The 14,876-nt window shown below is 72.0% G+C and carries 12 protein-coding genes; 6 read left to right on the forward strand and 6 right to left on the reverse strand.

The window, feature by feature from the left end; genetic code table 11:
• Positions 1–60 precede the first annotated feature (60 nt).
• Positions 61–1,056 carry a LacI family DNA-binding transcriptional regulator gene (locus tag F6B42_RS03870; protein ID WP_150418251.1) on the reverse strand — a complete coding sequence of 332 codons (996 nt, stop codon included), beginning with the start codon at positions 1,054–1,056 and terminating at the stop codon, positions 61–63.
• 195 nt (positions 1,057–1,251) lie between these two features.
• On the opposite strand from F6B42_RS03870, the gene F6B42_RS03875 reads away from it, so the two are divergent.
• Complete coding sequence (locus F6B42_RS03875) at positions 1,252–2,217, forward strand: M24 family metallopeptidase (RefSeq protein WP_150418658.1); 966 nt, start codon at positions 1,252–1,254, stop codon at positions 2,215–2,217.
• Between the two features lie 27 nt (positions 2,218–2,244).
• On the opposite strand, the gene F6B42_RS03880 is transcribed toward F6B42_RS03875, so the two are convergent.
• From F6B42_RS03880 to F6B42_RS03895, 4 genes are all read right to left on the reverse strand, one after another.
• Positions 2,245–2,919, reverse strand: coding sequence for a rhamnogalacturonan acetylesterase (locus F6B42_RS03880; RefSeq protein WP_150418252.1), 675 nt, complete (start codon positions 2,917–2,919; stop codon positions 2,245–2,247).
• Positions 2,916–3,890, reverse strand: coding sequence for an acetylxylan esterase (locus F6B42_RS03885; protein WP_150418253.1), 975 nt, complete (start codon positions 3,888–3,890; stop codon positions 2,916–2,918). The genes F6B42_RS03880 and F6B42_RS03885 overlap by 4 nt, the downstream gene beginning before the upstream one ends.
• 86 nt (positions 3,891–3,976) lie before the next feature.
• Positions 3,977–5,260, reverse strand: a complete 1,284-nt coding sequence (locus F6B42_RS03890; protein WP_150418254.1) for an ABC transporter substrate-binding protein — start codon at positions 5,258–5,260, stop codon at positions 3,977–3,979.
• Positions 5,261–5,443: 183 nt separating this feature from the next.
• The gene (locus tag F6B42_RS03895) at positions 5,444–6,565 is read right to left on the reverse strand and encodes an acetylxylan esterase (RefSeq protein WP_150418255.1); all 1,122 of its coding nucleotides are present in this window, start codon (positions 6,563–6,565) and stop codon (positions 5,444–5,446) included.
• A gap of 151 nt (positions 6,566–6,716) precedes the next feature.
• Here F6B42_RS03895 and F6B42_RS03900 point away from each other — a divergent pair, with 151 nt between their 5' ends.
• Positions 6,717–7,649 (forward strand): carbohydrate ABC transporter permease, encoded by a 933-nt coding sequence (locus tag F6B42_RS03900; RefSeq protein ID WP_150418256.1) that lies wholly within the window; start codon positions 6,717–6,719, stop codon positions 7,647–7,649.
• Positions 7,639–8,556 carry a carbohydrate ABC transporter permease gene (locus tag F6B42_RS03905; RefSeq protein WP_150418257.1) on the forward strand — a complete coding sequence of 306 codons (918 nt, stop codon included), beginning with the start codon at positions 7,639–7,641 and terminating at the stop codon, positions 8,554–8,556. The genes F6B42_RS03900 and F6B42_RS03905 overlap by 11 nt, the downstream gene beginning before the upstream one ends.
• Positions 8,557–8,745: 189 nt before the next feature.
• Here the strand turns inward: F6B42_RS03905 and F6B42_RS03910 are convergent, their stop codons facing one another.
• Positions 8,746–10,713: a DUF6807 family protein gene (locus F6B42_RS03910; protein ID WP_150418258.1), complete on the reverse strand. Its 1,968-nt coding sequence runs from the start codon at positions 10,711–10,713 to the stop codon at positions 8,746–8,748.
• Between the two features lie 196 nt (positions 10,714–10,909).
• Between F6B42_RS03910 and F6B42_RS03915 the strand changes: the two genes are divergently transcribed.
• The 3 genes from F6B42_RS03915 (at position 10,910) to F6B42_RS03925 (ending at position 14,869) form a co-directional block, all read left to right on the forward strand.
• Positions 10,910–12,694, forward strand: a complete 1,785-nt coding sequence (locus F6B42_RS03915; protein ID WP_150418259.1) for an ABC transporter ATP-binding protein — start codon at positions 10,910–10,912, stop codon at positions 12,692–12,694.
• Positions 12,695–12,809: 115 nt separating this feature from the next.
• Positions 12,810–13,904: a Gfo/Idh/MocA family protein gene (locus F6B42_RS03920; protein WP_150418260.1), complete on the forward strand. Its 1,095-nt coding sequence runs from the start codon at positions 12,810–12,812 to the stop codon at positions 13,902–13,904.
• Entirely contained in the window at positions 13,901–14,869 is a 969-nt protein-coding gene (locus tag F6B42_RS03925; RefSeq protein ID WP_150418261.1) for a glycoside hydrolase family protein, read from the forward strand. The genes F6B42_RS03920 and F6B42_RS03925 overlap by 4 nt, the downstream gene beginning before the upstream one ends.
• Positions 14,870–14,876: the final 7 nt, after the last annotated feature.

Raw genomic sequence — 14,876 nt, forward strand, 5'->3', positions numbered from 1 at the left:
GGCTAGCACGGAACGACGTCGATCCGACCAGAACGGTTCGGAATGCGGTGCGCGGCCGCGTCAGCGTGCGGGCGGTGCGGTGCTGCCGCGGAGGATGACCTCGGGCACGACGGTGAGTTCCGCGGCGGGCTCGCGCCCCTGCAGGAGGCTGCGGAGAGCCGCCCAGGCGTGTGCGCCGAGCTGGGACGTCGGAACGGCGGCCGTCGTCAGGGCGGGCGAGGTGTACCGGGCGAAGGGAATGTCGTCGAATCCGGCGATCGACAGCTGCCCCGGAACCGAGACGCCGCGGTCGGTCGCCGCGCTCAGGAGACCCATCGCGGTGAGGTCGTTGAACGCGAGGACGGCCGTCGCGCCGGAGTCGAGAACGGCCGAGAGCGAGGCGGCGCCGGCCGCGAAGTCGACGCCGGCGGGGATCTCGACGATCTCGCACGCGGCGAGCTGGGTGCGGGCGTCGTCGAGGGCCGCCAGGCGCTGCGCGTTCGATGCGCTGTGCCGCGATCCCGCCAGGTACGCGATGCGCCGGTGCCCGAGTCCGTACAGGTGGTCGATGATCGCCCGCAGCGGCGTGCGGTAGTCGGCGGCCACCGAGGGGGCCGCGCCCGCGCGGTTCACGAGCACGACCGGCGCGACCTCGCCGAGGACGTCGGCGAGCGCGGCGTCGCTCATGCGGGGCGCGCAGAGGATGAGTCCGTCCGACCGCCGGCGCGATTCCAGCGCCAGCACGCGCTCCTCGTCCTCGTGCTCGTCGGAATCCGAGATGAGGACGTGATACCCGTCGGCGACCGCGGCGCGGCTGAGACCGCGCAGCATCCCCTGGAACGTCGGGTTCGCCAGATCGGGAACGACCACCGAGATCGTCTGCGTGCGGCCGAGCACGAGGCTGCGGGCGAGCGGGTTCGCCGAGTAGCCGAGGGTCGCCGCGGAGCTCTTCACCCGCTCCGCCAGGGCCGGATCGACCGACGTGTTGCCGTTCATCACGCGCGACACGGTCGCGAGCGAGACCCCCGCGTGCGCGGCGACCTGCGTGATCGTCGCCTGCTTGGGCGCTGCGGCCATCGTTTCTCCCCGGATGCGGTCGTGTGCACATACTATGCGAGGGAAAACGTTTTACGACGGGAGACATCGATGTCCACGACCGCCGACCTCGCCGCCGAACGCGCGGGTGATCGCGCCGCCGATCGCATCGTCGATCGCGCCGCCAAGCGCGCGCGGCTCCGGCCGCTGATCGACCGCGGCGGCGGACGACCGCTCGTGCTGAGCTCGCACGAGGCCCTCGCCTGGTACCTCGAGGGGGCGCGCACCCATGTCTCGCTCGCGGGGCCACCCGTGCTCGCCGTCCGAGTCGACGCCGATGGCGACACCCTCTTCGTCTCGGCGAACGAGGCCCCGCGCCTCATCGCCGAGGAGCTCGTGCCGGGCGATGTCGAACGCGTGGTGGCCGTGCCGTGGTCCACCCCCGCCGTCGCTGCGGCGACCGGATCCGGCGCCGCGCTGACCGAGGCCGAGGTCGCCGGTGAGCTGCGTGCCGCCCGCGCCGAGCTGCTCCCCGCCGAGACCGAGCGGTATCGCCGGCTCGGGCGCGACACCGCCGCCGCGATGACGGATGCCGCGGCGCACTGGCGCCCCGAGACGACCGAGCGCGCGGCCGCGGCCGACCTCGCCCGCGCGCTCGTCGAGCGGGGGATCGACGCGCTCGTCGTGCTCGCAGCCGGCCACGGGCGGCTCGGCCACCGGCATCCGCTCCCCACCGACGCGCCGCTCGGGCGCCGCGCGATGGTCGTCGTCTGCGGGCGCCGCCACGGCCTGATCGCCAACGCGACGCGATGGGTCGGCGAAGCGGGTGCCGACGACGCGCGCATCCTCGAGGTCGAGGCCGCGTTCTTCGCCGCCACGCGCGCGGGTGCGCGCCTCGACGACGTCTTCGCCGCGGGATGCGCGGGCTACGGCACCGCGGGCTTCGACGCCGACGAGTGGCGGCGCCACCACCAGGGCGGCCCGACGGGCTACGCGGGCCGCGATCCGCGCGCCACGAGCGAGACGACAGACCTCGTGAGCGCGCGCCACGCGTTCGCCTGGAACCCGAGCGCCCCGGGCGCCAAGGTCGAGGACACCGTGGTCGTCACCCCCGCGGGGATCGAGGTGCTCACGGTCGACCCGCGCTGGCCGACCGTCGACCACGCCGGGCTCGCCCGCCCCGCCGCGCTGCCGTTCTCCTGACGGTTCGGCGGCAGGGCGCGCGCCCGCTCAGGCGGTGATCGACGATCCGCGTGCCGGCTGGTCGCCGTCGCGGCGTTCGATCGCGCGCAGGGAGCGTGCCACGAAGCGCGCGATGATCTGCGCGCCCTCCCACCGGAAATGCGTGTCGTCGGTGAGGCCGTCGGGCCAGGCCGCGGTCTCGCCCGGGGCGTAGTGCGACAGCAGTCGGGCGGATCCCTCGTCGCCGAGGTGCTCGTACAGCCATGTTGTGAACACCGTCAGGTCGATCAGCGGCACGTCGAGCGCGGCGGCGAGGTCCCGCACGGCGTTGGGATAGTCGCCGTGCGTCGGGGTGATCCGCTCGCCCGCGAACCAGCGCCGCTCGCACGAGGTGCACAGCACCGGCTCCCCGCCGCGGTCGCGCACGTCGGCGACGAATCCGCGCAGTCGCTCCGTGTAGCCGCCCCGCGCATCGAGCACCCCCGGGTGCTTCTGATCGTTGTGGCCGAACTGGATGAGCACGGTGTCGCCCGGCGTCACCTCGGTGAGCAGCCGCTCCCAGGTGCCGGTCTCGGTGAACGACAGCACCGTGGCGCCGCCGAAGGCGAGGTTGCGGACCGGTGCGTCGACGAACCCGTCGAGGGCGTGCCCCCACCCCGACATCGGCTCTTCTCCGGGGCGCATCGGTGCGACGGTCGAGTCTCCCGCCAGGTGATACGTCATGCGCCGAACACCCGCTCGAGGAAGGCCAGGCGAAGCGGCACGTGATGCTCGCCGCCGCCCTCGTGCGCGTTGTAGGGGTACACGACGATGTCGCGATCGTCTCCGCCCCACGCGTTGTAGGCCGCGAAGACCGTCGAGGGCGGGCAGGTGATGTCGCGCAGACCGGTCGAGAACAGCACCGGGGCGTCCGCGCGCGCCGCGAGGTTCGCGCCGTCGACGTAGGAGAGGGTGCGGGCGACCTCGTCGGCGCGGTCGCGGTACTTCGAGAGGTAGGTGAGGATCTCGGCGTACGGCATCCCGTCGGTGATCTCGAGCGCCCGCTCGAAGTGGCAGAGGAACGGCACGTCGACGAGCGCCCCGGCCAGACCCTCCGACAGCGCGGCGGCCGCGATCGCGATACCGCCGCCCTGGCTGATGCCGGCGACCGCGACGCGCGCGGGGTCGACCCACGGGAGGGTGCGAGCGGCATCCACCAGCATCGCGGCGTCGGTGAAGACCCGGCGGTAGTAGTAGTCGTGCGGGTCGCGGATGCCGCGGGTCATCACGCCGGGGATGGTCGTCTGTCCCGCCTCGGCCGCGGGGTCGCTCGTGTCGTTGAGCGTCGTCCAGCCCTGGCCCCGCGCATCCATCACGATCTGCACGTGACCGGCCTCGGCGTAGGTGTGGTCCTGCCAGGGGAGCCCGCGCCCGCCGGAGTAGCCGTGGAACTGCACGACGGTCGGCAGCGGTCCGCTCGCGCCGCCGGGGACGTGCACCCAGGCGCGGATCGGATGCCCGCCGTATCCGCTGAACTCCAGATCCCACGTCTCGACGAGCCGGAGCCCGGTGTCGACCCGCGTCGTGCGCGCCGACCACGCGGCGGCGCGCGCCTCGGCCAGGGTGTCGGTCCAGAACGCGTCGAAGTCGTCCGGGCGGCGCAGGGACGGGCGGTACTCGTGCAGCTCGGCGAGCGGAAGGTCGAACAGGGGCATGCGTCGGCTTTCTGTGGGGGCGGACACGGATGCGGCGGCCGGTGGATGACCGGCCGCCGCATCCGTTCGGATCAGCTGACGAGCACTCAGCTCGCGTCGAGCGCCGTCTTCACCTGTGAGAGGAGTTCCTTCGCGGCATCCGCCGGCGTCGTCTTGTCGAAGGTGACGTCGTCGAGCAGCTTGGTGATGATCGGACCGAGCTGCGAGGTGGGCAGCTTCAACGGGTTCTGCGGCACGCCGCCGGCGGCCGACAGCCGGTCGATGAACGCGACCTGCGCCTTCTCGGGCTCGGTGAGCTCGGGAGTGATCGCCTCGAGGACGGCCGGGTCGGCCGGGATGCCGAGGGTCAGCTTGTTGAGCGGGCCGGCCTCGTCGCTGTTGAGGAGGAAGTCGATCAGCATCGCGGCCTCCTTCGGGTGCTTCGACTTGGCGTAGACGGCGTACTGGACGGTCGGCTGGATGACGAGGCCGATCTTGCCGGCGCTGTCACCCGGGACGTTGAGGATCTGCAGGTCCTGACCCGAGGCGTTGGCGTAGATCGAGATGAAATTCAGCGGCGCGAACGTCATGCCGATCTTTCCCTGGCCCATCAGGCTCTGCTCGAGCGAGGCGCCGGCGTCCTCGGCGGCGGTGGAGGCGTCGGGCGACGCGCCGGTCGACTGCAGCTCCTTCGCGAACTCGAAGAAGGACTGCGCCGTCTTCTCGCTCACGCCGAACTCGCCGTCGGCGGTGTAGAGGTCTTCGCCCTTCTGACGCGCGAACGCCATGAGGGACTGGTCGTTCGTGATCTGGGCCGATCCGTAGGTGCCGGACGGGCTCGCGGCACTCACCTGTGCGGCGATGTCGATGTACTCGTCCCACGTCCAGCTCGAGTCGTCCGGGATCGGGATGCCGGCTGCTTCGAACACGGCGGGATTCACGATGATGCCGCGAGCGCCGACGCCGGTGGGGAGGGCGTAGAGCTTGCCGTCGATGATGCCCGCGTCGAGAGCGCCGGCGGCGAACGTGTCCTGATCGATGTCGGCCGAGATGTCGGCGATCGCGTTCTTGCTGACGTACAGCGGCAGGGCGTCGTATGTGATCTGGATCGCATCGGGAGCGCCGCCGCCGGCGACCTGCGTCGCGAGCTTGTCGTAGTAGCCGTTGTACTCGCTGGGCTCACCGGCGACCGTGATGTTCGGGTGCGCCTTCTCGAAGAGCGCGATCTGCTCGGCCTTGATGGCGTTCAGCTCGTCGCTGCCCCACCACGCGAAGCGGAGCGTGATCTGCTCGTCGTCGCCCGAGCCGGACCCCGTCCCGCCGGCGCAGCCGGCGAGCGAGACGGCGAGGGCGACACCGGCTGTCAGGGCGAGGAGTCGTCGGGTGTTCATGGGTTTCCTCTCGGGCGTGCGGTGAGCCAGCGCCAAGGCCGCTCCGTCGCGGATCAAACGTTTTCTCGGCAGTGAGAAAACGCTTACTGGAGGACGTTAACGGCAGGTTGTCGCCGTGTCAACGTCTGAGGCGGTGGCGCAGGTCACAGCCTCATCACGGTCCGACGGGCGTCCGGCTCGATCTCATGCGCGGAGCGTCCGCGCGAAGAACGCGCGCGCCTCATCCTGCATCGCCGGCGACGAGACGTGCCCGTCATCGAAGAAGGTGCCGGTGTAGCCGGGGGTCCCACGGAGCATCGCGTCGGCGTCGCGCATCCCGCCCAGGGGGAAGAGGGGATCGCGCTCGCCGTACTGCACGAGCGTCGCGTGCGCAGCATCCGGTCGGGCGAGCTCGGGCCAATCGCCGGCCGCGCGGATGCCGGGGCTGTTGAGCAGCCAGGAGTGCGTGTCGATGCGACTCGGCACGAGCGAGTCGAAGGTCGCCATCATGCAGGTGACGACGGTCGCACGGACGCGGTCGTCGAGCGCGCTGAGCAGGACGGCGCGGCCGCCGCCCCCGGAGAGGCCGAAGGTGCCGAGCCGCTCGGAGTCGACGCCGTCCAGTCCGGCGAGCACGTCGAAGGCGGCGAGGTCGTCGGTCGCCACGGCGCCGGCGAGGCTCGTTCCGAGCATGCCCGCGGCCTTGGCGAGGGAGTCCTCGTGCAGTCCCGAGAGGGTGTCGAAGCGCCGCTCGGGCGTCGGCGACTCGCCCCGCTCGCGCCACAGCGCCTCATGGGCCGCCAGGGCGCCGGCGAGGCGCGGCGTGGGGTGCGAGAGGTCGAACGCCCGGCTGCCCCACGAGAACGTGTCGTGCGCGAGGACGACGAAACCGTCGCGCGCGAGGTCGTTGGCGGGGGAGCGGCCGCCGTAGATCTCGGCGCGCAGGCGCGCGGCCGACGGGTGCGGCTCGGTGCCGGTGTCGACGAGCTGCTCCGCGCCGGTGGAGCGGACACCGCCGTGGCAGTGCAGCCCGAGGATGCCGGGCAGCGGGCCGGCTGCGCCGGCGGGGCGGAGGACCCAGGCACGGGTGCGCGGCCCGAAGGGCAGGTGCCAGCTGATCTCGGCGCCCTCGATGCCGTCGCCCCGCCAGGTGCGTTCGGTGCGGATGTCGGTCGCGACCGCGCGCCGCGCCCCGATCGCGCGTGCGAGCGCGTCGGCGCGCGGCGACTCGGACGCCAGGATCGGCGTGCGACCGAGAAAGCCCGGCCATTCCGGATATCCGGCGATGGGTCCGAGGTCGGGGGAGCTCTGCGGTGTCGACATCATCGTCCTCTTTCGCTGCGCGTCACGGCTCCGGTCTCGCCGCGTCATCGGGGTGGTTGCGTCCGTCCACCGATAGTGTATCTTCGCAGAAAGCGCTTTCTGAGCGCTGCCGCACCGGTCGATGTCGTCCGGTGTTCGTGTCGAGGAGGACCGGATGAGCGCGATCAGCGAGCTGTCCCAGCTGCGCGGGCCACGAGGCCGTGGAGTGCGGGAGAAACCACGCGACAACAAAGCGGCGCTGGTCTTCCTAGCGCCCTGGCTGCTGGGTCTGGTGCTCATCACGATCCTTCCGATCGTCGCGTCGCTCTACCTGTCGTTCACGAAGTACGACCTGTTCAACGCGCCCGAGTTCATTGGCATCGACAACTACGTCCGCATGGCGCAGGACCCCCGGCTCGCCGCGTCGCTCGGCGTGACCTTCGTCTACGTGCTCGTCGGCGTGCCGCTGTCGATGGCGGCGGCGCTCGGCATCGCGCTGCTCCTCGACAAGGGCCTGCGGGGACTGGCGTTCTACCGCTCGATGTTCTATCTGCCGTCGCTCCTCGGCTCGTCCGTCGCCGTGGCGATCCTCTGGAAGCAGATCTTCGGCGTCGACGGGCTCGTCAACCAGTTCCTGGCGATCTTCGGCATCGAGGGCCCCGGCTGGATCTCCAACCCCGACACCGCGCTGTCGACCCTCATCATGCTGAGCATCTGGGGCTTCGGTGCACCGATGGTGATCTTCCTCGCCGGTCTCCGCCAGATCCCGGTGATGTACTACGAGGCCGCCTCGGTCGACGGCGCCGGGTCGGCTCGCCAGTTCTTCTCCATCACGCTGCCGCTGCTGAGTCCGATCGTCTTCTTCAACCTCGTGCTGTCGATGATCGGCGCGTTCCAGACCTTCACACAGGCGTTCATCATCTCGGGCGGGTCCGGCGGGCCGTCTGATTCCACGCTCTTCTACACGCTGTACCTCTACCAGAAGGGCTTCACGGCCTTCGACATGGGGTACGCCTCGGCGATGGCCTGGCTGCTCGTCGCCATCATCGCCGGATTCACCGCCGTGAACTTCGCTCTCTCCAAGCTGTGGGTGTTCTATGACGACTGAACTGATCACGACCACCGACCGCCGCGACGCGCGCGAGAAGCAGCGCGAGCGCCGCCGCCAGGCGGCCACCCCCGGCAGCCGGTCACGGCTGAGCCGGTTGGCGCGGCACGTGTTCCTCATCGCGACGACGGCGCTGCTGCTGTATCCGCTGCTGTGGATGATCGTCAGCTCGCTGCGTCCGAACGACGAGATCTTCCGACTTCCGGGACTGTGGCCGCTGTCGTTCGAGGTCGACAACTACATCGACGGGTGGAACGCGCTGTCGCCGTCGTTCGGGACGTATCTCTTCAACTCGCTCGTCATCGTGGCCGGATCGATCATCGGCAACCTGATCTCCTGCGCGATGGCCGCCTACGCCTTCGCGCGGCTGAACTTCACGTTCAAGCGCACCGCGTTCGCGATCATGCTGGTGACGATCATGCTGCCGGTGCACATCGTGATCGTGCCGCAGTACATCATGTTCAGCCAGCTGGGCCTCGTGAACACCTTCTGGCCGCTGATCCTGCCGAAGGCCCTGGCGACCGACGCGTTCTTCATCTTCCTGATGGTGCAGTTCATCCGCGGCATCCCGAAGGAGCTGGACGAGGCGGCGCGCATCGACGGCGCCGGCCACGCGCGGATCTTCCTGCAGATCCTGCTGCCGATGATGACCCCCGCGCTCGCGACGACCGCGATCTTCACGTTCGTCTGGGTGTGGAACGACTTCTTCGGAGCCCTCATCTACCTGAGCAACCCCGACCTGTTCACGGTGCCGCTCGCGCTGCGTCAGTTCATGTCGGCCCAGGGCGCGTCGAACTTCGGCGGCATGTTCGCGATGTCGGTCGTCTCGCTCGTGCCGGTGTTCCTGGCGTTCCTGTTCGGCCAGCGCTTCCTCATCCGGGGCATCGCGACGACCGGCATCAAGTAGCCCGGGCCGCCCGGTGGCGCTCGCGGCATCCTCTGCTGCCGAGCCCACCCCGCAACACCGAACCCACCCTCAGCGCACGCGCGCCGACGGGTGGGTTCGGTGTTCTCGGGTGGGCTCGGCCGCGGTGGCGCGGGAGGAGGGGCTGGGGCTGGCGGGCTGGGTCCGGCGCGGCGAACCTGCGGGCGCGGGTCAGACGCGCAGCATCCGGACCACGTCGTCGTCGGCCAGCCGCCCGTCGGCGACGAGCAGGCGGTAGCTCCGGCGCACCGGCTCGGCGGCGCTCGTCTCGACCGGGGCGGCCCACGCGAGGGAGGCGCCGATCCCCGGATAGCCGGCGACCCGCACGAACCACGGATCGCGGCGCGACGCCTCGTCGAGCGGGGCGAGACCGACGGTCGCCTCCGCGCCCGAGAACACCCCCGACCACGCGAGCCAGCCGGACGCGGTGCCGTGCACGCCGTCCTCTCCGCGCGCGTCCGCCGTGCGCACGTCGACATCGGAACAGGCGGGAAGCCGCCAGCTGAGTCCGCCGTAGCCGCCGCCGACCCGGCCGTTGCTGCCGGGGCTGCCGAGCGACACCGTCCGCTCGCCCGCGGGAGCGAGCGTGAAGGTCAGGTCGACGGTGGCGTGCCGGTCGTCCGAGGCCGTGACGTTCATCGTCCGCTCCTCGGCGAGCACGGGGGCGCCGTCCGGTCCGACCCAGCGCAGCACGGCGTCGACGGTGGAGTCGGAGGCGGTGAGCGACGCCGTCTCGATGCGGCCCTGATCGCCGCGCCAGATGTAGTCGCGACCGGGCGTGTAGGTGCGACCGCCCCAGAAGTTGGCGCCGTCGACATCCTGCAGCGTCACGCTGAGCCCCAGGTGCCAGTCGTGGTCGATCGGGTGGTGGTCGCTCACCACGACGCCGCCGGGGGTCGTGATCGGATGCAGGTAGGGGCGCGGGCTCGAGGATGCCGCGGTGCCCGCACCGTCGCGCAGCGCCGCGATCGCGCCGCCGTCCGCCCTGCCGCGGAGGGTCGCGAGTACGCGTCCCGAGTCGGCGGCCGCGAACGGCAGGTGGAGCTCGGCGAAGGTGGCCGCCGCGTCGACGGCGCGCTCGATCCCCTCGACGATCCCCGCGACGACGGGTCGCCGCGCGTCCCCCTCGCCCACGAACGACAGGTGCTCCGGATCGATCGGATGCGGCGTCGTCCGCCGCACGGCGTCGGCGACCCGCACGAATGCGCCGGTCGCGGCGAGCGGCGCCAGGAGCGGCGTGCCGACGTCGCGGTGATCGAGCAGGTTCTCGAGCAGATCGACGCGCCCGAAGTCCTCGCGGACCCCGCCCGCCTCGACGACGTCCGCCGTGTAGAAGAAGCGTGCGGCTCCGCGGGTGCCGCGCACCACCACCCACGGCTCCACCTGTTCGGGGGCGCAGAGGGTCAGGCCGGACGTGACCCGGATGCCGGCGGTCGTCGACACGCGCACCAGGCTCGTGTCGTCGCCCTCGATCTCGTTCGCGCGGTACAGGTCCGTCGTCACCTGGGTGACGTCGCGGGCCCCGGTCGCACCCGCGATGGCGAGCGCCGTCGCCGTCGCGTGCGCGAGCGGGTTCGTCACGACGCCGTCGACGACCGCGACGCCGTCGAGCTCGCGCCGCCCGGCCCACCGGCTCCGCTTCCAGTAGGCCGCGTCCCGGGCCCAGAGCCCGACCGCCCCGACCGCCTGGATCGCGCCGATGTCGAAGCGGTCGGCCGCCAGCGCCGGCAGCGCGAGCGAGCCGAGGCTCTGGAAGCCGACCTGAACGCGCGCGCCCGATGCGGCCGCGGCATCCGACAGTGCGGCGAAATCGGACGACGACACGACCGGGGGCTTCTCGAGGTAGAGGTCGATCCCGCGTGCGAGGACCGTCGCCGCGAGGGCGGCGTGCGTGTGCAGGGGCGTCGCGACGATCACCACGTCGATGCGGTCGATGTCGCCGCGGTCGGCGGCTGCGAGGAGGCCGGTCAGATCGCCGAAGACGCGCGTGCGATCGGGCAGCTCGCCCGCGGCGGGCGGCACCGGGTCGGCGACCGCGATCAGCCTCACCCGGTCGCCGAGTCGGCGCAGGTTCGCCAGGTGGACGGCGCCGTAGCCGTGCACCCCGACGAGAGCGATGGTGGTGATGGGGTGAGTCACGGGAGCCTCCTTCGGCCTCGTCCCATTCTGTCAGTAAGCGCTTTCCCTCGCGAGAACTCCCCCGCCTCCCCGTCGACTCGCCGCATATAGCGGATGCGCCGACTCGGGCATCCGCGATTCGTGGCGAGCCGACCGAGTCGCTGGCGGCTGACGGATATCGACCGGGCCGGTGCCGGGGAAGGGGGATCGGGCTACCATGGGAGGCGTGGCACGGAAACCGCTTTCCCAGCCCGCGGACCTGATCGACGGCGCTCACCCGACCCGATCCGTCCTCCGGCTGCTCGCCCGACGGCCGGGGCGCATGACGGTGGCCGTGCTCGCGTTCGCGATGAAGGAGATCCCGCTGTGGTTCCTCCCGGTCATCACCGCGGCGATCATCGACATCGTCGCCGGCGGGGGAGAGGTCGCGGCCGTCCTGGGCTGGTTCGCGCTTGCCGCAGCGCTGCTCCTGCAGAACTACCCGAACCACATCCTCTACACGCGCAGCTTCATGACCGTCGTGCGCGACACCGGCGCCGACCTGCGGAACGCGCTCGCCGCGCGCCTGCAGAGCCTCTCGATCGGCTACCACTCGCGGGTGAGCTCCTCCATCGTGCAGACGAAGGTCGTCCGCGACGTCGAGAACGTCGAGCTCATGCTCCAGCAGGTGACGCACCCGCTGCTGTCGGCCACGATGGTCATGCTCGGCGCCCTGTCGATGACGGCGGTCGCCGTGCCGCAGTTCCTGCCGGTGTACGCCCTCGCGGTGCCGATCGCCATCGGCATCCGCTACGGGATGCGCAACCGCTCGCGTCAGCGCAACGAGATCTTCCGCCGCGAGGTCGAGGTGCTCTCGGCGCGCGTGGGCGAGATGGCGTCGCTCATCCCCGTCACCCGTGCGCACGGTCTCGAGCAGACCGCTGTCACGCGTGTGACGACCGGCGCCGAGGGGGTGCGCCGGGCGGGTCTGCACCTCGACATGCTCAACGGCCACGTCGCCTCGATCTCATGGGTCGCGATGCAGCTGCTGGGTGTCGGCTGCCTCGTGCTGGCCGCGGTCTTCTCGCTCACCGGCATCCTTCCGATCTCGCCGGGCGAGGTCGTCCTGCTCTCGACCTACTTCACGCTGCTCACCCAGGGGCTCACGCAGCTGCTGATGCTCATCCCGGTCGGTGCCCGCGGTCTGGAGTCGGTCCGCTCGATCGCCGAGGTGCTGCAGGAGCCCGACCTCGAGCAGAACGAGGGCAAGCGTCGCGTCGACGCGGTCGTCGGCGACATCCGTCTGGATGCCGCCAGCCACCGCTACGACGGGGCGGAGGAGGACGCGCTCCACGAGATCGACCTGCACATCCCGACGGGGCGCACTTACGCCTTCGTGGGTTCGTCGGGCTCGGGCAAGTCGACGCTGCTGAACCTCGTGCTCGGGTTCGTGCGGCCCACGTCCGGCCGGTTGACGATCGACGGCGCCGACGTGCAGGAGCTCGACCTCCGCACCGTGCGCCGTGCCGTGTCGGTCGTGCCCCAGGAGTCGGTGCTGTTCGAGGGGACGATCCGGGAGAACGTCGCGTACGGCCTCGAGGACGTGCCGGACGCGCGCATCGAGCAGGCCCTGCGCGATGCCAACGCGTGGCAGTTCGTGCAGGACCAGCCGCAGGGCTGGGACACCGTCGTGGGCGAACGCGGCGCTCGGCTCTCGGGCGGTCAGCGTCAGCGTCTCGCGATCGCCCGGGCGCTGGTGCGCGATCCGCGCATCCTGCTGCTCGACGAGGCGACCTCGGCACTCGATCCGGAGTCCGAGGAGCTCGTGAAGGAGGCCCTCGGGCGTCTCATGGCGGGGCGCACGACCCTCGTCGTGGCGCACCGTCTCTCGACCATCCGCCAGGCCGACCGCATCGTCGTGCTCGAGCGCGGCCGTATCGTCGAGCAGGGGAGCCACGACGACCTGCTGGCCGCCGCCGGCCGCTACGCCCACCTGCACGCGACCCAGTCCGGCCTCGCGTGATTCCCCCCGCCCCCCGCCCCCGCCCCCGCGCCCTCGGTCGAGTCGCCGCGAATCGCGGATGCCGGGGGCCCGACACCCGCACTTTCCGGCGAGTCGACAGAACCGAGGAGACACCATGACCACCACGCTCCGCTGCGCGCTCGTCGGCACGGGCGCCGTCGCCGGGCATCACGCCCGGGCGGTCGCGGCGCACCCGCGCGCCGAGCTCGTCGCCGTGACCGACCTCGACCCCGCCGCCGCGCGCGCGTTCGCCGAGCGGCACGGCTCGCCGCGGGTGCACGAGAGCCTCGACGCGCTGCTGGCCGACGAGCAGCCTGACGTCGTGCTCATCTGCACCCCGCCCGGGGTGCACCGCGAGCAGGCGGTGGCCGCGCTCGCCGCGGGAGCGCACGTCGTCGTCGAGAAGCCCCCGGCCCCGTCGCTGGACGAGCTCGACGAGATGCGGGCGGCGGCGGATGCCGCGGGCCGGCGCCTCGCGGTCGTCTTCCAGCAGCGCACCGGCACGGCCGCCGCGCACGTGAAGCGGCTGCTCGTCTCCGGCGCGCTCGGGCGCCCTCTCATCGCGACCTGCCAGACGCTGTGGTTCCGCGACGCGGACTACTTCGCCGTGCCGTGGCGAGGCGCGTGGGAGACCGAGGGCGGCGGGACGACGCTCGGCCACGGCATCCACCAGCTCGACCTGCTCGCGCACCTGCTCGGCGACTGGCACAGCGTCGAGGCGCGGATGTGGCGCCTCGATCGCGAGACCCGGACCGAGGACGCCTCGACGGCGACGATCCGCTTCGCCTCGGGCGTCATCGCGCAGGTCGTGACGAGCGCGGTCTCGCCGCGGGAGACGAGCTCGATCCGCATCGACACGCAGAAGGCGACGGTCACGGTCGACCACCTCTACGGGCACGGTCACGAGAACTGGCGGATCACACCGGCGCCGGGGTTCGAGGGCGAGGCCGCGGGCTGGACGCTCCCCGAGGCGGAGGAGCGCAGTGACCATGCGCCGCTGCTGCGCGACGTCTTCGACGCGATCCTCGCCGACGCCGCGCTTCCCGACACCGCCGATGCGCCCGCCCGCTCGCTCGAGCTCGTCGCGGCGATGTACGCCTCGGCGGCCGCCGACGGCGCGGTCGTGACCCCGGGCGAGCTGGCGCAGCATCCCACCCACCGCCGGAGCTTCGCGAGCCCGGTGACCGATCTCCGAGGCGGAACCCCATGACCTCGGCGCCGGCCCTCCCGCGCGAGCTCTACCGCGATCCGGTCTACGACGGCGCGACCGATCCCGTCGTCGTCAGCGATGCGAGCGGCGGCTGGTGGATGTTCTACACGCAGCGGCGCGCGATCCATCCCGACCCCGGCCCGGGCGTCGCGTGGGTGCACGGCAGCCGCATCGGCGTCGCGCGCTCGGACGACGGCGTCTCGTGGTCGTACGTGGGCACTCTCGAGCCGGATGCCGCGGGGCTCCGCCTCGCACCGGGCGCGCCGCCCGCCGAGGTCGACCGCACCCACTGGGCGCCCGAGGTCGTCTGGGACGGCGACCTCTGGTGGATGTTCCTCACCGAGATCGACGGGGTTCCCGACCGGTGGCCAGGATTCGCGCGGACGATCGTCGCCTACACCTCGCACGACCTCGAGGTCTGGGAGCGCCGCGCACCGCTCGCCCTCTCGAGCGACCGCGTCATCGACGCCGCCGTGGCGCGGACGCCCGACGGGCGCTGGCGCCTCTGGTACAAGGATGAGGCGGCCGACTCGGTGACGATGGTGGCGGCATCCGACGATCTGTCCGCCTGGGAGCTCGAGGGCTTCGCTCTCGGCGGTCGCCCGCACGAGGGGCCGTCCGCGTTCGAGCTCGACGGGCGGTGGTGGCTCATCGTCGACGAGTGGCGCGGAATGGGCGTCCACCGCTCGGACGACGCGCTGACATGGGAACGCCAGGGCGATGCGGATGCCGTCGTCCTCGGCGCCGGAACGGTGCCGGGCACGGGCTTCGGCCACCACGGCGCCCCGGTCCGCGACGGCGAGCGGCTCTGGTACTACTTCTTCGCCCAGCCGTCGACGACCCCGGACGCCGGCGGCGACGGCGCGGACACCGACGACGTCGACGCCCGCCGCTGCGCTGTCTACCGCGCGGAGCTGCGGGTCGTCGACGGCGTGCTCGTGTGCGAGCCCGACGCCGGGGGCTGAGCGCGGC

Origin of the sequence: Microbacterium radiodurans, assembly GCF_008710705.1 — a bacterium.
In the GTDB taxonomy this organism is placed as follows: Bacteria; Actinomycetota; Actinomycetes; order Actinomycetales; family Microbacteriaceae; genus Microbacterium; species Microbacterium radiodurans.